The 25,946-nt window shown below is 71.6% G+C and carries 22 protein-coding genes; 19 read left to right on the plus strand and 3 right to left on the minus strand.

Features of this window, described 5'->3' with window-relative positions; genetic code table 11:
- Window positions 1–219: 219 nt before the first annotated feature.
- Both WQO_RS26025 and WQO_RS26030 read left to right on the plus strand, forming a co-directional pair.
- A complete protein-coding gene (locus tag WQO_RS26025) occupies window positions 220–4,104 on the plus strand; it encodes an AAA family ATPase (protein WP_010061976.1) in 3,885 nt (1,294 codons plus the stop codon).
- Window positions 4,105–4,309: 205 nt separating this feature from the next.
- Window positions 4,310–5,731 carry a sugar porter family MFS transporter gene (locus WQO_RS26030; protein WP_010061975.1) on the plus strand — a complete coding sequence of 474 codons (1,422 nt, stop codon included), beginning with the start codon at window positions 4,310–4,312 and terminating at the stop codon, window positions 5,729–5,731.
- A 65-nt stretch (window positions 5,732–5,796) separates the two neighbouring features.
- Here the strand turns inward: WQO_RS26030 and WQO_RS26035 are convergent, their stop codons facing one another.
- Window positions 5,797–6,783, minus strand: coding sequence for an LLM class flavin-dependent oxidoreductase (locus WQO_RS26035; RefSeq protein WP_010061974.1), 987 nt, complete (start codon window positions 6,781–6,783; stop codon window positions 5,797–5,799).
- Between the two features lie 200 nt (window positions 6,784–6,983).
- Here WQO_RS26035 and ftsY point away from each other — a divergent pair, with 200 nt between their 5' ends.
- Window positions 6,984–8,198, plus strand: coding sequence for a signal recognition particle-docking protein FtsY (gene ftsY / locus WQO_RS26040; RefSeq protein WP_010061973.1), 1,215 nt, complete (start codon window positions 6,984–6,986; stop codon window positions 8,196–8,198).
- An 80-nt stretch (window positions 8,199–8,278) separates the two neighbouring features.
- Here ftsY and WQO_RS26045 read toward each other — a convergent pair whose 3' ends face one another.
- The gene (locus WQO_RS26045) at window positions 8,279–8,926 is read right to left on the minus strand and encodes a bifunctional DNA primase/polymerase (protein ID WP_058954103.1); all 648 of its coding nucleotides are present in this window, start codon (window positions 8,924–8,926) and stop codon (window positions 8,279–8,281) included.
- Between the two features lie 429 nt (window positions 8,927–9,355).
- Between WQO_RS26045 and nsdA the strand changes: the two genes are divergently transcribed.
- The 5 genes from nsdA to ffh all read left to right on the plus strand — a co-directional run bounded on the left by nsdA (window position 9,356) and on the right by ffh (window position 17,062).
- Window positions 9,356–10,831 (plus strand): transcriptional repressor NsdA, encoded by a 1,476-nt coding sequence (gene nsdA / locus WQO_RS26050; protein ID WP_058954104.1) that lies wholly within the window; start codon window positions 9,356–9,358, stop codon window positions 10,829–10,831.
- 371 nt (window positions 10,832–11,202) lie between these two features.
- Complete coding sequence (locus WQO_RS26055; protein ID WP_010061969.1) at window positions 11,203–12,555, plus strand: ammonium transporter; 1,353 nt, start codon at window positions 11,203–11,205, stop codon at window positions 12,553–12,555.
- A complete protein-coding gene (locus WQO_RS26060) occupies window positions 12,552–12,890 on the plus strand; it encodes a P-II family nitrogen regulator (RefSeq protein ID WP_006127894.1) in 339 nt (112 codons plus the stop codon). Before WQO_RS26055 ends, WQO_RS26060 begins: the two co-directional genes overlap by 4 nt.
- Window positions 12,891–12,919: 29 nt before the next feature.
- The gene (locus WQO_RS26065) at window positions 12,920–15,379 is read left to right on the plus strand and encodes a [protein-PII] uridylyltransferase (protein WP_010061968.1); all 2,460 of its coding nucleotides are present in this window, start codon (window positions 12,920–12,922) and stop codon (window positions 15,377–15,379) included.
- Between the two features lie 132 nt (window positions 15,380–15,511).
- Window positions 15,512–17,062, plus strand: a complete 1,551-nt coding sequence (gene ffh / locus WQO_RS26070) for a signal recognition particle protein (protein ID WP_010061967.1) — start codon at window positions 15,512–15,514, stop codon at window positions 17,060–17,062.
- 60 nt (window positions 17,063–17,122) lie between these two features.
- On the opposite strand, the gene WQO_RS26075 is transcribed toward ffh, so the two are convergent.
- Window positions 17,123–18,007, minus strand: a complete 885-nt coding sequence (locus WQO_RS26075; protein WP_058954105.1) for a methyltransferase domain-containing protein — start codon at window positions 18,005–18,007, stop codon at window positions 17,123–17,125.
- Window positions 18,008–18,459: 452 nt separating this feature from the next.
- On the opposite strand from WQO_RS26075, the gene WQO_RS26080 reads away from it, so the two are divergent.
- The 11 genes from WQO_RS26080 to WQO_RS26130 all read left to right on the plus strand — a co-directional run bounded on the left by WQO_RS26080 (window position 18,460) and on the right by WQO_RS26130 (window position 25,908).
- Window positions 18,460–19,053, plus strand: coding sequence for a hypothetical protein (locus WQO_RS26080; protein WP_003965961.1), 594 nt, complete (start codon window positions 18,460–18,462; stop codon window positions 19,051–19,053).
- A gap of 157 nt (window positions 19,054–19,210) precedes the next feature.
- Complete coding sequence (gene rpsP / locus WQO_RS26085; protein ID WP_006127898.1) at window positions 19,211–19,651, plus strand: 30S ribosomal protein S16; 441 nt, start codon at window positions 19,211–19,213, stop codon at window positions 19,649–19,651.
- A 2-nt stretch (window positions 19,652–19,653) separates the two neighbouring features.
- The gene (locus WQO_RS26090) at window positions 19,654–19,893 is read left to right on the plus strand and encodes an RNA-binding protein (protein WP_003965959.1); all 240 of its coding nucleotides are present in this window, start codon (window positions 19,654–19,656) and stop codon (window positions 19,891–19,893) included.
- Window positions 19,894–20,010: 117 nt separating this feature from the next.
- On the plus strand, window positions 20,011–20,607 hold the full coding sequence (rimM, locus tag WQO_RS26095; protein WP_010061964.1) for a ribosome maturation factor RimM: 597 nt from the start codon (window positions 20,011–20,013) through the stop codon (window positions 20,605–20,607).
- Complete coding sequence (gene trmD / locus WQO_RS26100; RefSeq protein WP_010061962.1) at window positions 20,607–21,428, plus strand: tRNA (guanosine(37)-N1)-methyltransferase TrmD; 822 nt, start codon at window positions 20,607–20,609, stop codon at window positions 21,426–21,428. The genes rimM and trmD overlap by 1 nt, the downstream gene beginning before the upstream one ends.
- 130 nt (window positions 21,429–21,558) lie before the next feature.
- Entirely contained in the window at window positions 21,559–21,909 is a 351-nt protein-coding gene (gene rplS, locus WQO_RS26105) for a 50S ribosomal protein L19 (RefSeq protein WP_010061961.1), read from the plus strand.
- Window positions 21,910–21,975: 66 nt separating this feature from the next.
- Complete coding sequence (gene lepB / locus WQO_RS26110; RefSeq protein WP_010061960.1) at window positions 21,976–22,746, plus strand: signal peptidase I; 771 nt, start codon at window positions 21,976–21,978, stop codon at window positions 22,744–22,746.
- Window positions 22,739–23,815: a signal peptidase I gene (gene lepB / locus WQO_RS26115; protein WP_029182421.1), complete on the plus strand. Its 1,077-nt coding sequence runs from the start codon at window positions 22,739–22,741 to the stop codon at window positions 23,813–23,815. Before lepB (WQO_RS26110) ends, lepB (WQO_RS26115) begins: the two co-directional genes overlap by 8 nt.
- On the plus strand, window positions 23,718–24,614 hold the full coding sequence (gene lepB, locus WQO_RS26120) for a signal peptidase I (RefSeq protein ID WP_010061958.1): 897 nt from the start codon (window positions 23,718–23,720) through the stop codon (window positions 24,612–24,614). The genes lepB (WQO_RS26115) and lepB (WQO_RS26120) overlap by 98 nt, the downstream gene beginning before the upstream one ends.
- Before the next feature lie 50 nt (window positions 24,615–24,664).
- On the plus strand, window positions 24,665–25,423 hold the full coding sequence (lepB, locus tag WQO_RS26125) for a signal peptidase I (protein WP_058954106.1): 759 nt from the start codon (window positions 24,665–24,667) through the stop codon (window positions 25,421–25,423).
- Window positions 25,420–25,908, plus strand: coding sequence for an NUDIX hydrolase (locus WQO_RS26130; protein ID WP_010061956.1), 489 nt, complete (start codon window positions 25,420–25,422; stop codon window positions 25,906–25,908). The genes lepB (WQO_RS26125) and WQO_RS26130 overlap by 4 nt, the downstream gene beginning before the upstream one ends.
- Window positions 25,909–25,946 lie beyond the last annotated feature (38 nt).

Raw genomic sequence — 25,946 nt, forward strand, 5'->3', positions numbered from 1 at the left:
TGCCGATGTCCGGTCGTTCGACGATGCACGGCGCGGGTCACAGCAGGATGAACGGCGACGCAGGCTGCACAGCGACGTCGACAAGATTCACAGGGACGCTTCGGCGTCCCTTTTTCTTTGCCCGACGGCCACCCCCTGACCTGCCCCCCTTCGCTTACCGTCTGATGTGCCCTGCACCTTCATCAGCGAAACCGAGAGCGAAAGGTAGAGTCCGGCGGCGTGCACCTCAAGGCCCTGACCCTGCGTGGTTTCAAATCGTTCGCGTCCGCCACCACCCTGCGGTTCGAACCGGGGATCACCTGCGTCGTCGGACCCAATGGATCCGGCAAATCCAACGTGGTGGACGCGCTCTCCTGGGTCATGGGGGAACAAGGGGCCAAATCCCTGCGCGGCGGCAAGATGGAAGACGTGATCTTCGCCGGGACGACCGGGCGGCCGCCGCTCGGCCGCGCCGAAGTATCGCTGACCATCGACAATTCCGACGGCGCATTGCCCATCGAGTACGCCGAAGTGACGATCACTCGGATCATGTTCCGCAATGGCGGCAGCGAATACCAGATCAACGGCGACACCTGCCGGCTGCTCGACATCCAGGAACTCCTCTCCGACTCCGGTATCGGGCGCGAGATGCACGTCATCGTCGGGCAGGGCCAGTTGGACTCCGTTCTGCACGCCGACCCGATGGGCCGCCGGGCCTTCATCGAGGAGGCCGCGGGCGTGCTCAAGCACCGCAAGCGGAAAGAGAAGGCGCTGCGGAAGCTGGACGCGATGGGTGCCAACCTGGCCCGGGTCCAGGACCTCACCGACGAACTGCGCCGCCAGCTCAAACCGCTCGGCCGGCAGGCCGCCGTCGCCCGCCGGGCCGCCGTCATCCAGGCCGACCTGCGCGACGCCCGGCTCCGGCTCCTCGCCGATGACCTGGTGACCCTGCGGGACGCGCTGCGCGACGAGATCGCCGACGAGGCGGAGCTGAAGAAGCGCAAGGACGCGGCCGAGGCCGAGCTGAAGACGGCCCTCCTCCGCGAGGCCGAGCTGGAGGGCGAGGTGCGCCGGCTCGCGCCCCGGCTCCAGCGCGCCCAGCAGACCTGGTACGAGCTCTCCCAGCTCGCCGAGCGGGTCCGCGGCACGGTCTCGCTGGCCGACGCCCGCGTCCGAAGCGCCTCCGAGGCGCCCGCCGAGGAGCGCCGCGGCCGCGACCCCGAGGACCTGGAGCGCGAGGCGGCCCGGATCCGCGAGCAGGAGGCGGAGCTGACGGCGGCCCTGGAGGCGGCCGAACACGCGCTGGAGGACACCGTCGCCCACCGCGCCGACCTGGAACGCGAGCTGGCCGCTGAGGAGCGTCGGCTCAAGGACGCGGCCCGCGCCATCGCGGACCGGCGCGAAGGGCTGGCCCGGCTGAACGGCCAGGTCAACGCGGCCCGCGGCCGGGCCGGTTCGGCCCAGGCCGAGATCGACCGGCTGGCAGCCTCCCGCGACGAGGCCCAGGAGCGCGCGGTCGCCGCCCAGGAGGAGTACGAGCAGCTCAAGGCCGAGGTCGAAGGGCTGGACGGGGTCGACGAGGAGCTGACCGCCCGCCACGAGGAGGCCAAGCGGGCTCTGGCCGACGCCCAGGCCGCCCACAGCACGGCCCGCGACGAAGCCACCGCCGCCGAGCGCAGGCGGGCGGCGGTCGCGGCCCGGCACGAGGCGCTGGCCCTGGGGCTCCGCCGCAAGGACGGCACGGGCGCGCTGCTCGGCGCCCGGGACCGGCTGGCCGGACTCCTCGGCCCCGCCGCCGAACTGCTGACCGTCGAGCCCGGGTACGAGATTCCGGTCGCGGCCGCCCTCGGCACGGCGGCGGACGCGGTGGCCGTCACGGACCCGGCCACCGCGGCCGCCGCGATCAGGCTCCTGCGCGAACGGGACGCGGGGCGCGCGGCGATGCTGCTGGGCGGGGAGACCGGCGGCGCTCCGGAGACCCGGCCCAACCACGTACCGGAGCAGTCCGGCGAGCAGACGCCCGGGCGGCAAGAGCCGGGTGGCCAGGTACCCGTACCGGGGCGACCTGGTGAGCAGGCAGCCGTGCTGGGGCGACCTGGTGAGCAGGTGCCCCCGCCTGAGCGATCCGGCGGGCAGGCCCCCGTACCCGAACAACCCGGCGAGCAGACGCCCGTACGGGACGAGGCTTTGCATTCCGCGCCCGCCGTGCTGCCCGGCCAGGGCGGCGCTCCCGGTGAGCCCGCGTCCGCGTCTTCGCCCACCGGCCCGGCTGCCGTCGTCCCCCTCCCGCACGGCCGTGCGGGAGAACAGGCCACCGTCCTCGCCCCGCCCGCCGTCGCCGATCTCGTGCGCGGGCCCGCCGCGCTCGTCGAGGCCGTCCGTCGCCTGGTCGCGGGCACGGTGGTCGTCGCGACGCTGGAGGACGCCGAGGAGCTGGTCGCCGCGCAGCCCGGGCTGACCGCGGTGACCGGGGAGGGGGACGTGCTCTCCGCCCACTTCGCGCACGGCGGGTCGGCCGGTGCGCCCAGTCTGCTGGAGGTCCAGGCCTCCGTCGACGAGGCGGCCGCCGAGCTGGCCGACCTGGCCGTACGGTGCGAGGAACTGGCCGAGGCCCAGCGCCTGGCGGGGGAGCGGCGCACCGAGCAGGCCGCGCTCGTCGAGGAGCTGGGGGAGCGCCGCCGGGCGGCCGAGCGGGAGAAGTCCGGGTTCGCCCAGCAGCTCGGGCGGCTCGCCGGGACGGCCCGGAGCGCGGCGGGCGAGGCCGAGCGCATGACCGCATCCGCCGCCCGCGCCGAGGAAGCCCTGGAGCGGGCGACCGAGGAGGCCGAGGAGCTGGCCGAACGGCTGCTGGTCGCCGAGGAGGCGCCGGCCGAGGAGGAGCCCGACACCTCCGTACGGGACCGGCTCGCCGCCGACGGGGCCAACGCCCGCCAGACCGAGATGGAGGCCCGGCTCCAGGCCCGTACGCACGAGGAGCGGGTCAAGGCGCTGGCCGGGCGCGCCGACTCGCTGGACCGGGCCGCCCGGACCGAACGTGAGGCCCGCGCCCGTGCCGAACAGCGCCGGGCCCGGCTGCGGTACGAGGCCGAGGTCGCCTCCGCCGTCGCCTCGGGCGCCCGTCAGCTGCTGGCGCACGTCGAGGTGTCTCTCGTACGGGCCGACGAGGAGCGGACGTCGGCCGAGGCGGCGAAGGGGGAGCGGGAGCGCGAGCTGGCCGTCGACCGCGACCGGGGCCGGGAGCTGAAGGGCGAGCTGGACAAGCTCACCGACTCGGTCCACCGGGGCGAGGTGCTGGGGGCCGAGAAGCGGCTGCGGATCGAGCAGTTGGAGACGAAGGCCCTGGAGGAGCTGGGCGTGGAGCCCGCGGGGCTGGTCTCCGAGTACGGCCCCGACCAGCTCGTACCGCCGTCGCCCGCCGCCGAGGGCGAGGAGCTGCCGGAGGACCCGGAGCACCCGCGCAACCAGCCGAAGCCGTACCGGCGGCCCGAGCAGGAGAAGCGGCTGCGGTCGGCCGAACGGGCGTACCAGCAACTCGGGAAGGTGAATCCGCTCGCGCTGGAGGAGTTCTCGGCGCTGGAGGAACGGCACAAGTTCCTGTCCGAGCAGCTTGAAGACCTGAAGAAGACCCGGGCCGATCTGCTCCAGGTGATCAAGGAGGTCGACGAGCGAGTCGAGCAGGTCTTCACCGAGGCCTACCACGACACCGCCCGGCAGTTCGAGGGCGTCTTCTCGCGGCTCTTCCCCGGCGGCGAGGGCCGGCTCATCCTCACCGACCCGGACAACATGCTGACCACCGGCGTGGACGTCGAGGCACGCCCGCCGGGCAAGAAGGTGAAGCGGCTCTCCCTGCTCTCGGGCGGCGAGCGGTCCCTGACGGCGGTGGCGTTGCTGGTCTCGATCTTCAAGGCCCGGCCCAGCCCGTTCTACGTGATGGACGAGGTCGAGGCCGCGCTCGACGACACGAACCTCCAGCGGCTGATCCGGATCATGGAGGAGCTCCAGGAGAGCTCGCAGCTGATCGTGATCACCCACCAGAAGCGGACGATGGAGGTCGCCGACGCGCTGTACGGCGTGTCCATGCAGGGCGACGGGGTCTCGAAGGTGATCAGCCAGCGGCTGCGCTGACTCTTTACCGAATCATCAGAGGTTCAACGCACCTTTTGTGCACCCTGGGGTACACGGCACCGGACCCGCTGTTTGACTTCGATTCTTGAACGCATAACCTCTGCGAAGTTGATTTGGTCTTCAAGTGGTGGCGAGCCGGATGGTGTGCGCCACTGGGAAGGCTCACACCCCACGTCTGACCCCCGGCCAGGCATCAGGAGTTCACGTGACCAGCAGCACAGCGAACGGACCCGAGTCCGGGGCGAGGGCGGCCCACCCGGACCACCTCGGCCATGTCATCTTCATCACCGCGGCCGCGGCGATGGGCGGCTTCCTCTTCGGCTACGACAGCTCCGTCATCAACGGCGCCGTCGAGGCGATCCGCGACCGGTACGACATCGGTTCCGGAACGCTCGCCCAGGTCATCGCCATCGCCCTGATCGGCTGTGCGATCGGCGCCGCCACCGCGGGCCGGATCGCGGACCGGATCGGCCGCATCCGCTGTATGCAGATCGCCTCGGTGCTCTTCACCGCCAGCGCCATCGGCTCCGCGCTGCCGTTCGCGCTCTGGGACCTGGCGCTGTGGCGCATCATCGGCGGCTTCGCCATCGGCATGGCCTCCGTGATCGGCCCGGCCTACATCGCCGAGGTCTCCCCGCCCGCCTACCGCGGCCGGCTCGGCTCCTTCCAGCAGGCCGCGATCGTCATCGGCATCGCCATCTCCCAGCTGGTCAACTACGCCGTCCTGCAGATCGCCGACGGCGACCAGCGCGGCGAGATCCTGGGCCTGGAGGCCTGGCAGTGGATGCTCGGCGTGATGGTCGTCCCGGCCATCCTGTACGGGCTCCTCTCCTTTGCCATCCCCGAGTCCCCGCGCTTCCTCATCTCGGTCGGCAAGAAGGCCGAGGCCCGCAAGATCCTCGAAGAGGTCGAGGGCGACAAGATCGACCTCGACGCGCGCGTGACCGAGATCGAGACCGCCATGCACCGCGAGCACAAGTCCTCCTTCAAGGACCTGCTCGGCAACCGCTTCTTCTTCCTGCCGATCGTCTGGGTCGGCATCGGCCTCTCGATGTTCCAGCAGCTCGTCGGCATCAACGTGGCGTTCTACTACTCGGCGACGCTGTGGCAGTCCGTCGGCATCGACCCGACCGACTCGTTCTTCTACTCGTTCACCACCTCGATCATCAACATCATCGGCACGGTGATCGCGATGGTGCTGGTCGACCGGGTGGGCCGCAGGCCGCTCGCCCTCGTCGGTTCCGTCGGTATGGCGGTCGCGCTGGCCGTCGAGGCCTGGGCGTTCTCCGCCGACCTGGTCGACGGCAAGCTCCCCACCGCCCAGGGCGCCACGGCGCTGGTCGCCGCCCACGTCTTCGTGCTCTTCTTCGCCCTGTCGTGGGGTGTCGTCGTCTGGGTCTTCCTGGGCGAGATGTTCCCGAACCGCCTGCGCGCCGCCGCCCTCGGTGTCGCCGTCTTCGCGCAGTGGATCGCCAACTGGGCGATCACCGCCAGCTTCCCGAGCCTGGCCGACTGGAACCTCTCGGGGACGTACATCATCTACGCCTGCTTCGCCGTGCTCTCGATCCCCTTCGTGCTCAAGTTCGTGAAGGAGACCAAGGGCAAAACGCTGGAGGAGATGGGCTGACCCCCCGCACGGGAGGAGACGGGCCCATCCCCGCTGCCCCTCTCCTCTTCACCGACGGCCCCGGCTCACCCTTGAGCCGGGGCCGTCGGCCTTTCCCGGGCCAGGGCCCCGCAGAACAGCCGCAGGCTCCGCCACCCCTCCTCCACCGGCATCCCTCCGCACAGCGGGTGCAGCACCAGGCTCTCCGCCCCCAGGCCCGCCAGCTGGTCCGGCGTCACGATCCGGTACACCCCCTCCTCGCGCAGCTCCGCCACCGTCGTCGCCGCCGAGCGCACCGCCGAGCGGATGTCCTTGGACTGCCAGGAGGCGTACGTCCTCGCCTCGTGCAGCAGGTGCTCCCCGTACAGCGCCCACGTCCGCTCCGGGTCCTCGGAGACATGCAGCAGCGGGGTGCGCTCCGCAGGCATCATGCAGAAGCCCTCCGTGCCGTGGGCGGCACACTGCTCCCGGTAGTACGCCTCCAGCTCCGGCAGATGCGCGCTCGGGAACAGCGGCAGCCCCATCCGGGCCGCCCGCCGCGCCGCCGCCCGCGAGCTGCCGCCGACCAGCAGCATCGGGTGCGGTCGCGTGTACGGGCGCGGGGTGACGCGTACCGTACGGCCCCGGTACGGGAACGGCTCCCCGGTCCACGCGGCCAGCAGCGTCTCCAGCAGCTCGTCCTGGAGCCTGCCGCGCCGGCCCCACTCGACCCCCGCCCGCTCGTACTCCTCCGGGCGGTAGCCGATCCCCGCCACCGTCACCAGGCGGCCCGCGCTCAGCAGGTCCAGCACAGCGGTGTCCTCCGCGAGCCGCAGCGGATCGTGCAGCGGCCCGATGATCGCCGAGACGGTGACCGCGATCCGGCGGGTGGCGCCGAAGACCGCTCCGGCGAAGGTGAACGGGGAGGGCAGCCAGGAGTTCGCCACCCCGTGATGCTCCTCGGTCTGCACCGTGTCGACGCCGTGCTCGTCCGCGTACGCCGCCATCTCCAGGGCGGCGCGGTAGCGGGCCGAGAGCGATACGGGGGTGGCGTCGGGCTCGACGAGATTGAACCGGACCACTGTGAAGGCCATCGGGGGTGTCCCTTCGCCGGAGCGGGCGGATGGGTGGCTGTACGGGCAGGCGGGCGGCCGCACCGTACCTGACGAGTCGTCAGAAGTGTAGAGGTGTACGTCTGCATTGCGGCCAAAAGGTGCATAGGGGGCCCGCTGGATCGCCGGGGGGCTGCCGGGGCAGCGCCTGCGCGACGGCCGTGGCCGATACTGGACGGGTTATGGAACTCGTCGAAATCGTCATCCTCGCTGTAGTCATCGCCCTGGTCGCTGTCGGCCTGGTCGGCGGGCTCGTGGTCGGCAGCCGCAAGAAGAAGCAGCTGCCGCCCCCGCCGCCGTCCACGCCGACCATCACCCCTCCCGCCGAACCGCAGGTCGGCGAGGAGGCCGAGACGCCGCGCGACGAAGCGCGGCGCACCATCGACGAAGTCGGCCTCCCGGACGCCACCGCGCCCGTGGAGGAGGAGGCTCCGGTCGTCGAGGCCCTCGAGGCACCCGAGCTGGAGGTCCCCGAGCCCACCGCCGGGCGGCTCGTCCGCCTGCGGGCCCGGCTCGCCCGCTCGCAGAACTCGCTCGGCAAGGGACTCCTCACCCTGCTCTCCCGGGACAACCTCGACGAGGACACCTGGGAGGAGATCGAGGACACCCTCCTCACCGCCGACGTCGGCGTCGCCCCCACCCAGGAACTGGTCGAGCGGCTCCGCGAGCGCGTCCGCGTGCTCGGCACCCGCACCCCGGAAGAGCTGCGCACCCTGCTCCGCGAGGAGCTGATCACCCTGCTCGGCCCGGACTTCGACCGTGAGGTCAAGGCCGAGGGGGGCGCGGAGACCCCCGGCGTCGTCATGGTCGTCGGCGTCAACGGCACCGGCAAGACCACCACCACCGGCAAGCTGGCCCGGGTGCTCGTCGCCGACGGCCGCAGCGTGGTGCTCGGCGCGGCCGACACCTTCCGCGCCGCCGCCGCCGACCAGCTCCAGACCTGGGGCGAGCGCGTCGGCGCCCGTACGGTCCGGGGCCCCGAGGGCGGCGACCCGGCGTCGATCGCCTACGACGCGGTCAAGGAAGGCATCGCCGAGGGCGCCGACGTCGTCCTGATCGACACCGCGGGCCGGCTGCACACCAAGACCGGCCTCATGGACGAGCTGGGCAAGGTCAAGCGCGTCGTGGAGAAGCACGGCCCGCTGGACGAGATCCTCCTCGTCCTGGACGCCACCACCGGGCAGAACGGTCTCGTCCAGGCCCGGGTGTTCGCGGAGGTCGTGGACATCACCGGCATCGTCCTCACCAAGCTCGACGGCACCGCCAAGGGCGGCATCGTCATCGCGGTCCAGCGCGAGCTGGGCGTACCGGTGAAGCTGATCGGCCTCGGCGAGGGTCCGGACGACCTCGCCCCGTTCGAGCCGGGCGCCTTCGTGGACGCCCTGATCGGCGACTGACCCAGCCCGCGAACCGGTACGGCGGACGGGCGGCGGCTCCTTGGAGGAGCTCGCCGCCCGTCCGCCGTTTCCCGGGGCTTCTACGAGCGGCGGCAGACGTACGCCAGGGTCCCCAGCAGCAGCCGCGCCTGCGGGGGAGCGGCCGCCGTGTCCAGGACCGGGGGCCGCAGCCAGTGGACCGGGCCGAGGCCGCCGAGGTCGGACGGCGGGGCGGTGATGTGCGCCCCCGGGCCCAGGGCGCGCAGATCCAGGCGCGCGTCGTCCCAGCCCATCCGGTAGAGCAGCTCGGGCAGCTCGGCGGCGGCCCCGGGGGCGACGAAGAACTGCGCCCGCCCGGTCGGCGTCACTGTGACCGGGCCCAGCGGCAGCCCCATCCGCTCCATCCGCACCAGCGCCCGCCGCCCGGCCTGCTCCGCGACGTCCAGGACGTCGAAGGAACGGCCCACCGGCAGCAGCATCGCGGCGCCCGGTGTCTGCGCCCAGGCGTCCGCCGCGCGGTCGAGGCCGGTGCCCGCCGGGACCTCCCCGGCGAAGCCCAGCGGGTGGGCGCCGGGGGAGGGACACACGGGGTCGCCGCACGAGCAGGCGCCGGCCTCCGCCCGCGCTCCGGGCGTCACCGCCCAGCCCCACAGTCCTGTGTACTCGGCCACCGCCGTGCCCTCGGTGCCGCGGTGGCGTCGCCGCGCACCGGATCGCATCTCCCGGATGCCGCCGATCGTGAAGCCCATGCCCCCTCCAACGGGTACGGCTCGCCGGTGGTTACGACCCGCGTCGCTCGGGTAACCCTCCGTCGCTGCTACTCGATCGAGTGGCGTGCGCGGTGGTGCAAAACGGAGTGCGACACGGTGTACGCGCCCCCGAGTGCTTCCGTGCGCTCGCCCTCGGTTCTGATTCCTCAAGTCAAGCGCGCGCAGCGGCAGTCGGGTTCATTCGAAGGGGTGGCGAATGGTGGCGTTTCTTCAATCTCCCTCGCGAGAGGGGTGATCGTAGGATTACCGTCGGTACACGGACTCTGGGAGTATGTGCACCCGCGGGTATGCCGCAGGCAACCCGATTTCCTGTTCGAGGGTGTCCAACTCCCGTACGGACAGCACCGATGCACGGCATTCTGATAATGGTTCGCGCGATGAGGTTTCAGCGGGATGGGGGGCGTTCCAGTGAGTGGCAGCGGCGCAGGCGACACGGATGCCGGCAAGCGTCCAAACGAGCAGTTGGGCTCGTGGTTCGTGCGCAGTGGCTGGTCCAAGGGCGAGCTGGCCCGCCAGGTCAACCGGCGGGCCCGGCAGATGGGCGCCTCCCACATCAGCACCGACACCTCCCGGGTGCGGCGCTGGCTCGACGGCGAGCAGCCGCGGGAGCCGATCCCGCGCATCCTCTCCGAGCTGTTCTCGGAGCGCTTCGGCGCCGTCGTCGCCGTCGAGCAGCTCGGCCTGCGCACCGCCCACCAGTCACCCTCGGTGGCCGGGGTCGACCTCCCCTGGGCCGGCCCGCAGACCGTCGCCCTGCTCAGCGAGTTCTCCCGCAGCGACCTGATGCTCGCCCGGCGCGGCTTCCTCGGCAGCTCTCTGGCGCTGGCCGCGGGCCCCGCGCTCATCGAGCCGATGCAGCGCTGGCTGGTGCCCGTCCCCGTACAGGGGACCGGCGAACCGGCGGCCCCGGCCGCCGACCACCGCCCCTCCAGACTCTCCCGGCCCGAGCTCGACCTGCTGGAGTCGACCACCGCGATGTTCCGGCAGTGGGACGCCCAGCGCGGCGGCGGACTGCGCCGCAAGGCCGTCGTCGGACAGCTGCACGAGGTCACCGACCTGCTCCAGGAGCCCCAGCCCGGCCCCACCGCCCAGCGGCTCTTCCGCTGCGCCGCCGAACTGGCCGAGCTGGCGGGCTGGATGAGCTACGACGTCGGCCTCCAGCCCACCGCCCAGAAGTACTTCGTGCTCGCCCTGCACGCCGCCAAGGAGGCCGGCGACAAACCGCTCGGCAGCTACATCCTCTCCAGCATGAGCCGCCAGATGATCCACCTGGGCCGCCCCGACGACGCCCTGGAGCTGATCCACCTCGCGCAGTACGGCAGCCGCGACTGCGCCACCTCGCGCACGCAGGCCATGCTGTATGCGATGGAGGCCCGCGCCTACGCCAACATGGGCCAGCCCAGCAAGTGCAAGCGGGCCGTCCGGATGGCCGAGGACACCTTCCTGGACGCCGGACTGGACGGCGAGCCCGAGCCCGACTGGATCCGCTTCTTCTCCGAGGCCGAGCTGAACGGCGAGAACGCCCACTCCTACCGTGACCTGGCCTATGTCGCCGGCCGCAGCCCCACCTACGCCTCGCTCTCCGAGCCCGTCATGGAGAAGGCCGTCGAACTGTTCGGCGAGGACGACGAGCACCAGCGCTCCTACGCGCTCAACCTCATCGGCATGGCCACCGTCCATCTCCTCCAGCGCGAGCCGGAGCAGTCCACCGTGCTCGCCGGGCAGGCCCTGAAGATCGCCAAGAAGGTCCGCTCCGAGCGGGTGAACACCCGTCTGCGCAAGACCGTCGACACCGCTGCCAGGGACTTCGGCGATGTCGCCGACGTCGCCCGGCTCACCGAGCTGCTCCACGAACAGCTGCCGGAGACCGCCGAAGCGGTCTGACCGGCCCTCCGAGGCCCCGGCCGCGGCGCCCCTTCCGTACACCCCGACTCGGCTCCCCCATCGCCTGGTCACACGGAGGGTCGCCGTGGCCGGTTTCGTGCTTTCCGGGCCCAGGAGCGGCCCCTCGGGCGTTTCAACCGCACCGTATGCGGCGTGCGCCGCAGGATAAGCAGCGCACCGGACGCGCCACCCCGGATTCATTCGGCCGTAACACGCGATCCCTCTTCGTCACGCTCGCGAAACATCGTGCGGCATCCCATGAAACGGCCCTCCGTCAACCTCGTGGCTCATAACCGGCCCGCACCTTTTCCCCAGTGGTCCCGCAGCACTCCCCCGCACGCCGCGGCCGCACCGACGACGAGGAGACGCCGATGCCCCCAGGCATCACGACGCTTGCCGCAGACGCCCCTGAGCTGTCTGCCGCCAACACCGGGTTCATGCTGATCTGCTCGGCCCTGGTGATGCTCATGACCCCCGGCCTGGCCTTCTTCTACGGAGGCATGGTCCGCGTCAAGAGCACCCTCAACATGCTGATGATGAGCTTCATCAGCCTCGGGATCGTCACGGTCCTGTGGGTGCTCTACGGATTCAGCCTGGCCTTCGGCTCCGACGTCGGCTCGGTCATCGGCTGGAGCTCCGAGTACGTCGGCCTCAGCGGGATCGGCGTCACCGAACTCTGGGACGGCTACACCATCCCGGTGTACGTCTTCGCCGCCTTCCAGCTGATGTTCGCCGTCCTCACCCCGGCCCTGATCAGCGGTGCGCTCGCCGACCGCGTGAAGTTCACCGCGTGGGCGCTGTTCATCGTCCTCTGGGTCACCGTCGTCTACTTCCCCGTCGCCCACTGGGTCTGGGGCTCCGGCGGCTGGCTCTTCGAGATGGGCGTCATCGACTTCGCCGGTGGTACGGCCGTCCACATCAACGCCGGTGCCGCCGCCCTCGGCGTCATCCTGGTCATCGGCAAGCGCATCGGCTTCAAGAAGGACCCGATGCGGCCGCACAGCCTGCCGCTCGTCATGCTCGGTGCGGCCCTCCTCTGGTTCGGCTGGTTCGGCTTCAACGCCGGATCCTGGCTCGGCAACGACGACGGCGTCGGCGCGGTCATGTTCCTGAACACCCAGGTCGCCACCGCCGCCGCGGTCCTCGGCTGGCTCGTCTACGAGAAGCTGCGCCACGGCTCCTTCACCACCCTCGGCGCCGCCTCCGGCGCGGTCGCCGGCCTCGTCGCCATCACCCCGGCGGGCGGCTCCGTCTCCCCGCTGGGTGCCATCGCGATCGGCGTCATCGCCGGTGTCCTGTGTGCCATGGCGGTCGGCCTGAAGTACAAGTTCGGCTACGACGACTCCCTGGACGTCGTCGGCGTCCACCTCGTCGGCGGCATCATCGGCTCCATCCTGGTCGGCTTCTTCGCCACCGGAGGCGTCCAGTCCGACGCGGCGGGCCTCTTCTACGGCGGCGGTGTCGACCAGCTCGGCAAGCAGGTCGTCGGCGTCGTCGCGGTCCTCGCGTACTCTCTCGTCGTCTCTGCGGTCATCGCCCTGGCGATCCACAGGACCATCGGGATGCGGGTCTCCGAGGACGACGAGGTCTCCGGCATCGACCAGGTCGAGCACGCCGAGACGGCGTACGACTTCAGCGGCACCGGCGGCGGCTCGGTCTCCCGCACCACGGCCCCCGCCCCCGACACGACGGCAGCACCGAAGGCAAAGAAGGTGGACGCATGAAGCTCATCACCGCGGTCGTGAAGCCCCACCGGCTGGACGAGATCAAGGAGGCCCTCCAGGCCTTCGGCGTCCAGGGGCTCACCGTCACCGAGGCCAGCGGTTACGGGCGGCAGCGCGGCCACACCGAGGTCTACCGGGGCGCCGAGTACACCGTCGACCTGGTCCCCAAGATCCGCATCGAGGTCCTCGTCGAGGACGAGGACGCCGAACAGCTCATCGAGGTCGTCGTCAAGGCCGCCCGGACCGGCAAGATCGGAGACGGCAAGGTCTGGAGCGTTCCGGTCGACACCGCCGTCCGGGTACGGACCGGCGAACGCGGCCCGGACGCCCTCTGACCGACGGCCCACGAACGGAAGGCAGCTGGGTGACGAGTACCGAAGTGACCACCGAAACCGAAGGCTCGGGACCCAGCGGCTACGCGGCGGCCCGGCTGCGCCTCCTCCAGCAGGAGGCGCGGTCCGGGCCGCCGCGCCGTGCGGCCCTCGCCCGCCTCACCGACGACTGGCTCACCGGCCTGTTCACCGCCGCCGCGACACGGGCCGGGGTACGCGGCGCCGCCCTCGTCGCCGTCGGCGGCTACGGCCGCGGCGAGCTCTCCCCGCGCAGCGACCTCGACCTGCTCCTCCTGCACGACGGCAACGCCGACCCGGCCGCCGTCGCCGCCCTCGCCGACGCCATCTGGTACCCGGTCTGGGACCTGGGCCTGGCCCTCGACCACTCCGTACGCACCGCCGGCGAAGCCCGGAAGACGGCGAGCGAGGACCTCAAGGTCCAGCTGGGCCTGCTGGACGCCCGGCCGGTCGCCGGAGACCTCGGCCTCGCCGCCGGCCTGCGCACCGCGATCCTCGCCGACTGGCGCAACCAGGCCCCCAAACGGCTCCCCGCCCTCCACGAGCTCTGCCAGGAACGCGCGGAGCGGGCCGGCGAGCTCCAGTTCCTCCTGGAACCCGACCTCAAGGAGGCCCGCGGCGGCCTCCGCGACGCCACCGCCCTGCGCGCGGTCGCCGCCTCCTGGGTCGCCGACGCCCCGCGCGAAGGGCTCGACCGGGCCCGCCGCACCCTCCTCGACGCCCGCGACGCCCTCCACCTCACCACCGGGCGCGCCACCGACCGCCTCGCCCTCCAGGAACAGGACCAGGTCGCCGCCGCCCTCGGCCTCCTCGACGCCGACACCCTGCTGCGCCAGGTCTACGAGGCCGCGCGGACGGTCTCGTACGCCACCGACGTCACCTGGCGCGAGGTCAACCGGGTGCTGCGCGCCCGCTCCGCCCGTCCCAAGCTCCGCGCCCTGCTCAGCGGCGGCCTCGGCACCAAGCCCACCCCCGAGCGCACCCCGCTCGCCGACGGCGTGGTGGACGCGGACGGCGAAGTGGTCCTCGCCCGCGCCGCCCGCCCCGAGCGCGACCCGGTCCTGACCCTGCGCGCCGCCGCGGCCGCCGCCGAGGCCGGACTCCCGCTCTCCCGCCACCTCGTACGCCACCTGGCGACCACCGCCCGGCCGCTGCCGGTCCCGTGGCCCCCCGAGGCCCGCGAGGAACTGGTCACCCTGCTCGGCGCGGGAGAGGCCACCGTCGGCGTCTGGGAGGCGCTCGAAGCGGAAGGAATCATCACCCGGCTGCTGCCCGACTGGGAACGCGTCCACTGTCGCCCCCAGCGCAACCCCGTCCACACCTGGACCGTCGACCGGCACCTCGTGGAGACCGCCGTCCGCGCCGCCTCCCTCACCCGCCGCGTCCACCGCCCCGACCTCCTCCTGGTCGCCGCCCTTCTGCACGACATCGGCAAGGGCTGGCCCGGCGACCACTCGGTCGCCGGTGAGGTCATCGCCCGGGACATGGCCACCCGGATCGGCTTCGACAAGCACGACGTGGGCGTCATCGCCACCCTCGTACGCCACCACCTGCTGCTCGTCGACACCGCCACCCGGCGCGACCTCGACGACCCCGCCACCGTCCAGGCCGTCGCCGGGGCCGTCTCCAACGCCTCCACCCTGGAGCTGCTGCACGCCCTCACCGAGGCCGACGCGCTCGCCACCGGCCCCGCCGCCTGGTCCGCCTGGCGGGCCTCCCTCGTCGCCGACCTGGTCAAACGGGTCGGATCCGTGCTCGCCGGGGAGTTCCCCGACGAGCCCGACGACGAGGCCCCCAGTGCCGAGCACGAACGCCTCGCCATCGAGGCCCTGCGCACCGGCGAACCCGTCCTCGCCCTGCACACCCAGCCCGAGGAGCCCGCCGGCGACGGCGAAGTGGGACCTGTCGGCGTCGAACTCCTCATCGCCCTGCCCGACCGGCCCGGCGTCCTGCCCGCCGCAGCCGGGGTCCTCGCCCTGCACCGCCTCACCGTGCGCGCCGCCGACCTGCGCGCGGTGGAGCTGCCCAACGAGGTGGGGGAGAAGGCGGACCTGCTGCTGCTCAGCTGGCGGGTCGCCGCCGAGTACGGATCGCTCCCGGAGGCCGCCCGTCTCCGCGCCGACCTCGTACGCACCCTGGAGGGCTCCCTGGACATCCGGGCCCGCCTCGCCGAGCGCGAGGCCGCCTATCCGCGCAGGCGAGGCGTCAAGGCCCCGCCGCCCCGGGTCACCGTGGCCGCCGCGGGCTCCCGCCGCGCCACCGTCATCGAGGTCCGCGCCCAGGACGCTCCGGGCCTGCTGCACCGCATCGGCAACGCCCTGGAAGGCAGTGCTGTACGGGTGCGGAGCGCCCATGTCTCCACCCTCGGCGCCAACGCCGTGGACGCCTTCTACGTCACCGGGACCGACGGCGAACCGCTCACCCCGGCCCGGGCCTCCGAGGTCGCCCAAGAGGTCGAGAAGGCCCTCGGCTGACACGTACGACGCATTTGTCCAGCCCTCGCCCGGCACCGGATCCGGGCGAGGGCTTGGTGTTCTCCGGGGGACCGATACCCTGGAGGGCGATTGACCAGCCCCCGACCCCGACCCTGAGGACCGACGAGCGCCGTGTTCGATACTCTCTCCGACCGCCTTAGCGCGACTTTCAAGAACCTCAGGGGCAAGGGCCGCTTGTCCGAGGCCGACATCGACGCCACGGCACGCGAGATCCGTATCGCCCTGCTGGAAGCCGACGTCGCCCTGCCCGTGGTCCGGGCCTTCATCGCCAACATCAAGGAGCGGGCGCGCGGCGTCGAGGTCTCCCAGGCGCTGAACCCCGCCCAGCAGGTCGTCAAGATCGTCAATGAGGAGCTCGTCGCCATCCTCGGCGGCGAGACCCGGCGGCTGCGGTTCGCCAAGACCGCGCCCACCGTGATCATGCTCGCCGGTCTCCAGGGTGCCGGTAAGACGACGCTGGCCGGAAAGCTCGGCCTCTGGCTCAAGGGCCAGGGCCACTCCCCGCTGCTCGTCGCCTGTGACCTCCAGCGCCCCAACGCCGTCAACCAGCTGAGCGTCGTCGCCGAGCGCGCCGGCGTCGCGGTGTACGCCCCCGAGCCGGGCAACGGCGTCGGCGACCCGGTCCAGGTCGCCAAGGACTCCATCGAGTTCGCCAAGGCCAAGGTCCACGACATCGTCATCGTCGACACCGCGGGACGCCTCGGTATCGACCAGGAGCTGATGCAGCAGGCCGCGGACATCCGCGACGCCGTCAGCCCCGACGAGATCCTCTTCGTCGTCGACGCGATGATCGGTCAGGACGCGGTCAACACCGCCGAGGCCTTCCGCGACGGCGTCGGCTTCGACGGCGTGGTCCTCTCCAAGCTCGACGGCGACGCCCGCGGTGGCGCGGCCCTGTCGATCGCCCATGTCACGGGCAAGCAGATCATGTTCGCGTCGAACGGCGAGAAGCTGGAGGACTTCGACGCGTTCCACCCGGACCGGATGGCCTCCCGCATCCTCGACATGGGTGACCTGCTCACCCTGATCGAGCAGGCGGAGAAGACGTTCAGCCAGGAAGAGGCCGCCAAAATGGCCTCGAAGCTCCAGTCGAGCAAGGGTGGGAAGGACTTCACCCTCGACGACTTCCTGGCCCAGATGGAGCAGGTCCGCAAGATGGGCTCCATCTCCAAGCTGCTCGGCATGCTGCCCGGCATGGGGCAGATCAAGGACCAGATCAACAACATCGACGAGCGCGACATCGACCGCACCGCCGCGATCATCAAGTCGATGACGCCCAAGGAGCGCGCCGAGCCGACGATCATCAACGGTTCGCGCCGGGCCCGTATCGCCAAGGGCTCGGGCGTCGAGGTCTCCGCGGTCAAGAGCCTGGTGGAGCGCTTCTTCGAGGCGCGCAAGATGATGTCGAAGATGGCCCAGGGCGGCGGCATGCCCGGGATGCCGGGCATGCCCGGCATGGGCGGTGGCCCCGGCCGGCAGAAGAAGCAGGTCAAGCAGGCCAAGGGCAAGCGCAAGAGCGGCAACCCGATGAAGCGCAAGGCCGAGGAGCAGGCCGCGGCGGCCCGCCGTGAGCAGGCGGCTGCCCAGGGCGGCGCGTTCGGTCTGCCCGCCCAGGACGACAAGAACTTCGAGCTCCCGGACGAGTTCAAGAAGTTCATGTAAGCGAGCACGACATAGGTAAGGGGCGCCCTCGAGAGAGGGCGCCCCTTACCTGTACGGCGTTCAAGTGACGCAGACCAAATAGCGGAAGACGTTCGGCATCCACACCGTGCCGTCCTCCCGCTGGTACGGATGCAGAGCCTCCGCGACCTCCTTCTCCACCTGGGAGCGGTCCGTGGCCCGTACGGCGGCGTCGAAGAGCCCGGTGGACAGCAGCCCGCGCACCGCGCTGCCCACGTCCGCGTAACCGAACGGGCAGGACACCCGGCCCGAACCGTCCGGCTTCAGCCCGGCCCGCGCCGCCACGTCCTCCAGGTCGTCCCGGAGCGTCGGCCGCCACCTTCCCGGCTCCGTACGCGGCGGACGAGCGGTGTCCGCGAGGCGGGCGGCCACCTGGAGCACCGCGGCCGTGGCGCAGCGCTCGGGCGGACCCCAGCCGGTCAGCACCACCGTCGCACCCCGGACCGCGAGCGGCACCGCGGAGCGCAGCGCCGGCACCAGCCCCTCGGAATCCCCGGCCGCGCAGCCGATCGGCTCGAAGACCGTGATCAGGTTGTACGGAGAGCCGTCCGCGCCGAGGGGCGTGGGATCCCCGTCCTGCAGCAGCCGGGCCCGACGGCGGGCCGGGTGCGGGGAGTGCGCGGGCGCGTCGTCCCAGTCCGCGTCGGGCAGCAGCCGCGTCCGGGCCAGCGCCAGGCGCTCCCGGTCGGAGTCCACACCCGTTACGTGCGCCCCCCGGGCCGCCGCGACGAGCATCGCGAGGCCCGAACCGCAGCCGAGGGACAGCATCCGGGTGGCGGCCCCGACTTCCATCCGGTCGTACACCGCCTCGTAGAGCGGCGCGAGCATGCGTTCCTGGATCTCGGCCCAGTCGCGTGCGCGGGTACCGGCGTCCGCCGGCGCGTAGGCGTCCGCGCCCAGCTGGTTCCGGACGAGCGTTGGTGTCATGGAAAGTGCCCCAATCCGCCAAGAGGTCGGTCGTGCCCGAGTGGACGTCCCCCGTGTGAGAGTGTTCCGCGCCCCGTAGCCAGAGAACTGCGCATCCGCCGTTCCGTCCAGGGGTTGTGGAGCAGTGCTTGCGTGCCCCGGTCGTGCGCCCCGTCCCACGTCTGCTCTCCGACCAGTCTTACCCGACACCCCGCGCCGGGCACGTCGAGCGGAGGGGAGGGTAGTCTTCCCGGCGGATTCGTCAGGGCCGCGGGCCGCCCGCGCTCCTCACATCGGCGGCCGCCGGGCGTACCGCACGCTGTGCACCACCTTGGTGCGAGCTGTGCGTCTTCTCCGCAGTTCTGCGTACCCGCCCTCGTCCGGACGCATCAAGGGCAACTGACTGGTACGTGCAAATTATTTGGGATGCCCCGGAATAGGAACACCGGGGCACTCGGGCTCGTTGTCACGACGTGAGCACGACACCACCTGTACTTGCCGCAGAGCTGGCACAGGCGTGGGCCGACATTCAGCGGTACCACCCCGAGCTGCCCGATCTTGCCGCGCCCGAGTCCCTGATCGGAGAGTCCTCGTCCGCCTGTGGCGCCGAGCTCTCCTTCGAGCGACTGCTCCACGAGGCAGTCCACGGCATCGCCGCCGCGAGAGGAGTCCGAGACACCTCCCGCGCCGGCCGCTACCACAACCGACGCTTCCTCGCGATCGCCGAGGAGCTGGGCCTCGATCATGCCGAGGAACCCCACCCCAGCAGCGGATTCTCGCTGGTCACGCTGAATCCGGAAGCCAAGCGCCGGTACCGTCCGACCACCGAACGGTTGCAGCGCGCCCTCAAGGCGCACACCGTCGCCACCGCCGCCGACACCAAGCGCTCCTTCCGCGGACCTGCCGCCCGGCACGGTTCCTCCGGAGGCGGTGTGCGGGTCAAGGCCGTCTGCGACTGCGGACGCAACGTCCGCGTCGTCCCGTCGGTCCTGGCGCAGGCGCCGATCGTCTGCGGCGGCTGCGGCAAGCCGTTCCGGATCCCGGAAGCGGCGGTCGCGGTGGGGTGAGCCGATGTGGTGTGGCACAATGGCTAGCTGTACTCGACAGTCGCACAGGACCCCTCTCTCCTCCGGCTGACGCGTCCATCGGGCACACGAGTACCGCAACCCCACGTGGCATCTTCGTTGTGCCCAACCACGTCAGAGACCAGGAGACACCACTTCCGTGGCAGTCAAGATCAAGCTGAAGCGTCTGGGCAAGATCCGTTCGCCTCACTACCGCATCGTCGTCGCCGACTCCCGTACCCGCCGTGACGGCCGGGCCATCGAGGAGATCGGCCTGTACCACCCGGTGCAGAACCCCTCGCGCATCGAGGTCAACTCGGAGCGTGCGCAGTACTGGCTGTCCGTCGGCGCCCAGCCGACCGAGCCGGTTCTCGCGATCCTGAAGCTCACCGGTGACTGGCAGGCCCACAAGGGTCTCCCGGCCCCCGCGCCGCTGCTGCAGCCGGAGCCCAAGGCTGACAAGCGCGCGCTGTTCGAGGCGCTGTCTGCGGACGGCGACGAGGCCAAGGGTGAGGCCATCACCCCCAAGGCCAAGAAGTCCGACAAGAAGGCGGACGAGGCGGCTGACGCTGCCGAGTCCACCGAGTCGACCGAGGCCTGAGCATGCTCGAGGAGGCTCTCGAGCACCTCGTGAAGGGCATCGTCGACAACCCCGACGACGTGCAGGTTGCCGAGCGCACCCTGCGCCGCGGGCGCGTGCTGGAGGTCCGGGTCCACCCCGACGACCTCGGCAAGGTGATCGGCCGTAACGGCCGCACCGCTCGCGCCCTGCGGACGGTCGTGGGTGCCATCGGCGGCCGCGGTATCCGTGTCGACCTCGTCGATGTGGACCAGGTTCGCTGATCAGCGAGTTGAACACCGGCCAGGGCCGGGGAGGGCCTTCGGGCCGTCCCCGGCCTTTGTCGTCGGCCACCCGGACGTCTCCCCTCCCCGTCCGCACCCCATCAATCGGAGAACAGCGTGCAGTTGGTAGTCGCGCGGATCGGCCGCGCCCACGGCATCAAGGGCGAGGTCACCGTCGAGGTACGAACGGACGAGCCGGAGCTGCGGCTCGGCCCCGGCGCCGTCCTGGCCACCGAACCGGCGGCGACGGGTCCGCTGACGATCGAGACGGGCCGGGTCCACAGCGGCCGGCTCCTGCTGCGTTTCGAGGGCGTACGCGACCGCACCGCCGCCGAAGCCCTCCGCAACACGCTCCTGATCGCCGAGGTGGACCCGGACGAACTGCCGGAGGAGGAGGACGAGTTCTACGACCACCAGCTGATCGACCTCGACGTGGTGCTCGCCGACGGCACCGAGATCGGCCGGATCACCGAGATCTCCCACCTGCCCTCGCAGGACCTGTTCATCGTGGAGCGCCCCGACGGCAGCGAGGTGATGATCCCCTTCGTCGAGGAGATCGTCACCGAGATCGACCTGGAGGAACAGCGCGCGGTCATCACCCCGCCGCCCGGTCTGATCGACGAGAGCGAGGCCGTGATCGCCTCCTCCCGCGACGAGGAGACCGGCGATGCGGCCTCCGGGGACGCGGCCGAGGCGCCGAAGGGCGACGCCTGATGCGGCTCGATGTCGTCACGATCTTCCCCGAGTACCTGGAACCGCTGAACGTCTCCCTCGTCGGCAAGGCCCGCGCCCGCGGCGTGCTGGACGTTCACGTCCAGGACCTGCGGGAGTGGACGTACGACCGGCACAACACGGTCGACGACACCCCCTACGGCGGCGGACCCGGCATGGTCATGAAGACCGAGCCCTGGGGCGACGCCCTGGACGAGTCCCTGGCCGACGGCTACGAGGCCGGGGCGCACTCCCCGGTCCTCGTCGTGCCCACGCCCAGCGGCCGGCCGTTCACCCAGGAACTGGCCGTCGAACTCTCCGCCGAGCCCTGGCTGCTCTTCACCCCGGCCCGCTACGAGGGCATCGACCGCCGCGTGATCGACGAGTACGCCACCCGGCTGCGGGTCGTCGAGGTCTCCATCGGGGACTACGTGCTGGCCGGCGGGGAAGCGGCCGTCCTGGTGATCACGGAGGCGGTGGCCCGGCTGCTGCCCGGTGTCCTCGGCAACGCCGAATCCCACCGGGACGACTCCTTCGCCCCGGGCGCGATGGCCAATCTCCTGGAGGGCCCCGTCTACACCAAGCCGCCCGAGTGGCGCGGCCGGTCGATCCCGGACGTCCTGCTCAGCGGCCACCACGGGAAGATCGCGCGCTGGCGGCGCGACCAGGCCTTCGCCCGTACCGCCCTCAACCGCCCCGATCTGATCGAGCGGTGCGAGGCGAGCGCCTTCGACAAGAAGGACCGCGAGATCCTCTCCATCCTCGGCTTCGCGCCGGAGCCCGGCGGCCGATTTTGGCGCAGGCCCACCGCCGTGGAACAATAGGCCGCTGCTGTCCGTCCGGAGTGCGCCCCTGCCACAGGGGGAAAGACGCCCGCCCGACGCGATCAGCACTCCGAACTCTCAACGACATTTCCGTCGATGACCTGTGGCATCGGCGAAGAAAGCAGAAACCATGGCTTCCCTGCTCGATGGCGTCAATGCTGCCACCCTCCGTTCGGACGTCCCGGCGTTCCGCCCCGGTGACACCGTCAACGTCCACGTGCGCGTGATCGAGGGCAACCGCTCCCGTATCCAGCAGTTCAAGGGCGTTGTCATCCGCCGCCAGGGCGCGGGCGTCAGCGAGACCTTCACGGTCCGCAAGGTCTCGTTCTCCGTCGGCGTCGAGCGCACCTTCCCGGTGCACAGCCCGATCTTCGAGAAGATCGAGCTCGTCACCCGCGGTGACGTCCGTCGCGCCAAGCTGTACTTCCTCCGTGAGCTGCGCGGCAAGGCCGCGAAGATCAAGGAGAAGCGCGACAACTGAGCTGTCGCCCGGTCATCCCCCTGCGGGTGACCCGTCCACAGCCTGGCCGGATAAGCTTCGGCCGCGATGGACACGCAAGCACAGCACTCGGAGCGCGACCGCTCCCCGGAACCCGACGCGGGGTCCGGGGAGAGGTCGCGCTTTTCGCGTACGCGGTCCCGCCTCGCCTCCGCACTGTCCTGGCGGCGGGTGCTCGCCGGGGCGGTCCTGGCCACCGTCGCCCTGCTGCTCTTCAGCTCCTACGTGGTCCAGCCCTTCCTGATCCCCAGCCGCTCGATGGAGCCCACGCTGCAGGTCGGCGACCGGGTGCTCGTGAACAAGCTGGCGTACCGTTTCGGCGCCGAGCCCGAGCGCGGCGACGTGGTGGTCTTCGACGGCACAGGATCGTTCGTACGGGAGGACCTCGACGCGAACCCCCTGGCCGGGCTGGTGCGCGGGGCGGCGGCCTCCCTGGGGCTCGCGGAGCCCGCCGACACCGACTTCGTGAAGCGGGTGGTGGGCGTGGGCGGGGACCGCGTCGTGTGCTGCGACAAGCAGGGGAGGCTCGCGGTCAACGGGACCGTGGTGGACGAGCCGTACCTGTACCCCGGTGACACCGCTTCCCGGGTGCCCTTCGACATCGTCGTGTCCGCCGGCACCCTCTGGATGATGGGCGACCACCGCAGCCGCTCCAGCGACTCCCGGGACCACCTCGGATCGCCCGGGGGCGGGATGGTCCCCGTCGAGCGGGTGACCGGCCGGGTGGACTGGCTGGGCTGGCCGCCCGCCCGGGTCGGCTCGCTGACCGGGACCGGCGCCTTCGGTGACGTACGGGCGCCTGGCGCGGCGCATGGGTAACCGCGGACGCCCGCGCGGCGCATCCGACCCCCGCGCGTCCCTGCCGACCGGGACCAGGCCGACTGCGCCGCGCTCGCTGCCCACCCGGGCGGAGCGCCGCAGGCTGGCCAAGAAGGTCCGGCGCAAGCGCCGCAGGTCCGCGGTGAAGGAGATACCCGTCCTCGTCGTCGTGGCGCTGCTGATCGCGCTCGTTCTGAAGACGTTCCTGGTCCAGGCGTTCGTCATCCCGTCCGGGTCGATGGAACAGACCATCCGGATCGGCGACCGGGTGCTCGTCGACAAACTGACCCCGTGGTTCGGATCGAAGCCGCAGCGCGGCGACGTCGTGGTCTTCAAGGACCCCGGCGGCTGGCTCCAGCAGGAGAACCCCGGAGAGAAGAAGGACCCGCCGATCGGCGTCAAGCAGGCCACCGAGCTGCTGACCTTCATCGGGCTGCTGCCGTCCGACGACGAACAGGACTTGATCAAGCGGGTCATCGCGGTCGGCGGCGACACCGTGAAGTGCTGCGGCGAGGACGGCCGGGTCACCGTCAACGGCGTACCGCTGGCCGAGACGTACCTGCACCCCGACGACCGGCCCTCGACCATCTCGTTCGAGGTGAAGGTCCCCGAGGGGCGGCTCTTCGTGATGGGGGACCACCGGTCCGACTCCGCCGACTCCCGCTTCCACCTCGGCGAACCCGGCCGGGGCACGGTCGCCGAGGAGGAGGTCGTGGGGCGGGCCGTCGTGATCGCCTGGCCGTTCGGTCACTGGAGCACCCTGGAGGAGCGCGACGCCTTCCGTGCGGTCCCGGACTCGCGCGCATCGGAGGCGGCGGTTCCGGCCCGGTCGAATAGTGTGGCACCTCCGGATCGCGATGGAATGGTCCGGCTCCCGACCCCTGCGGAACTCCCGCTCGTTATGGGAGTGGTGGGCCTGCGTCTGATGGGGCGCGGGCAGTGGCACGTACTGAGGAGTGGATGTGGGGGATTTGGCGGTCGGCGCACGATCCGGACACGACGAACCCGAGGACCGGCCGGAGCGCGACGAGTCTCCCGCGGGCGGGGCGGCGGTCCCGCCGGAGGGTGAGGGCGACGCCGCGGGCGGCGGCACGCCCCCGAAGGGCAAGAAGCAGCGATCCTTCTGGGTGGAGCTGCCGCTGCTCGTCGGTATCGCCCTGATCCTGGCGCTGCTGATCAAGACGTTCCTGGTCCAGGCGTTCTCGATCCCCTCGGACTCCATGCAGAACACCCTGCAGCGGGGCGACCGGGTGCTGGTCGACAAGCTGACCCCGTGGTTCGGCTCGGAGCCGGAGCGCGGCGAGGTCGTGGTGTTCCACGACCCGGGCGGCTGGCTGGAGGACACCGTGACGCCGGAGCCCAACGCGGTGCAGAAGTTCCTGAGCTTCATCGGCCTGATGCCGTCCTCCGAGGAGAAGGACCTGATCAAGCGGGTCATCGCGGTCGGCGGCGACACCGTGGAGTGCAAGGAGAACGGCCCGGTCACTGTCAACGGGAAGAGCCTGGACGAGAAGTCGTTCATCTTCCCGGGCAACACCCCGTGCAACGACAAGCCCTTCGGCCCGATCAAGGTGCCCGAGGGCCGGATCTTCGTCATGGGCGACCACCGGCAGAACTCCCTGGACTCGCGCTACCACCAGGAGCTCCCGGGGCAGGGCACGGTCTCCAACGACGAGGTCGTCGGCCGCGCGATCGTCGTCGCCTGGCCGGTGGGCCGCTGGGCGACCCTTCCGGTCCCCGACACCTTCGACCAGCCCGGTCTGAACGCGGCCGCAGCGATGGCTCCGACGGCACTGGGTGTAGCCGGAGCGGTGCCCCTCGTGTTGTGGCGCCGCCGGAGGCTGACCGTCCGGCGTACCGCCGGGTAGGGTGCCGACTCGGATCAGCGATTGTCGATCTCCGACGGGGGAGCGCTGGGATGAGCGGTACAGGAAACGGGAAAGACGGCCGCGGCCGGCTCGGCGCCATGGTGTCGGGGCTCGCCGTGGCCGTCGGCTGTGTGCTCTTCCTCGGCGGTTTCGCCTGGGCGGCGGTGGTCTACCAGCCGTACACGATCCCGACCGACTCCATGGCCCCGACGGTGAACCCGGGTGACCGGGTGCTCGCCGAGCGGATAGACGGGGCCGACGTCCGGCGCGGTGACGTGGTGGTCTTCACCGACAAGGTCTGGGCCGCCACACCGATGGTGAAGCGTGTCGTCGGGATCGGCGGCGACAAGGTGGCCTGCTGCGACGAGGACGGCCGCCTCACCGTCAACGGGACCCCCGTCGACGAGCCGTACGTCGAGCAGGGCCCGACGGCCGCCGGCGGCAAGGCGGCCCCCGCCTCGCCCCAGGAATTCTCCGCCACCGTGCCGAAGGGCAAGATCTTCCTCCTCGGCGACGAACGGGCCACCTCCCTGGACTCCCGGGTCCACCTCCAGGACGCCGGCCAGGGCTCCGTACCGCTGAGCGCCGTCCAGGCCCGGGTGGACGCGGTGGCCTGGCCGATGGACGGCATGATCGACCGGCCCTCCTCCTTCGCCGCGCTGCCCGGCGGGGTGTCCGCCGCCGGGCCCCTGCCGCTCCAGCTGGGCGCGATCCTGGTGGGGGTCGCCCTGATCCTCGGCGGGGCGGTGTACGGGCCCGTGGCGGCGCGCCTGGGCCGCCGGAGGACGCCTGCCGGAGGGGCCCGGTGACCTCCGGAGCCCGCAAGGTCGCCCGGGTGGTCCTCCTGGACCCCGACGACCGCGTCCTGCTGTTGCACGGCCATGAGCCGGACGATCCGGCCGACACCTGGTGGTTCACCCCGGGCGGCGGCCTGGAGGGCGACGAGACCCGGGAGCAGGCGGCCCGCCGGGAGCTCGCCGAGGAGACCGGGATCACGGACATCGAGCTGGGCCCGCTGCTCTGGATCCGGATCTGCTCCTTCCCGTTCGACGGGCGCCGCTGGGACCAGGACGAGTGGTACTACCTGGCCCGTACGCAGCAGACCGCCACCGCCCCGCAGGGCCTCACCGACCTGGAACTGCGCAGCGTCGCCGGTCTGAGGTGGTGGACTTCCACCGAACTTCTCGCGACGCGTGAGACGGTGTACCCGACCAGACTCGCCGAGCTGCTGCGCACGCTCCTCGACGAGGGTCCCCCGCGTGATCCGCTGGTTCTGGCCCCCGAAATCGTCTAATCGTCCAGGGGTGCCGAAGGCTGACGCACAATGGGGGC

The sequence above is a fragment of the Streptomyces globisporus C-1027 genome (assembly GCF_000261345.2).
GTDB classification, from domain to species: Bacteria; Actinomycetota; Actinomycetes; order Streptomycetales; family Streptomycetaceae; genus Streptomyces; species Streptomyces pakalii.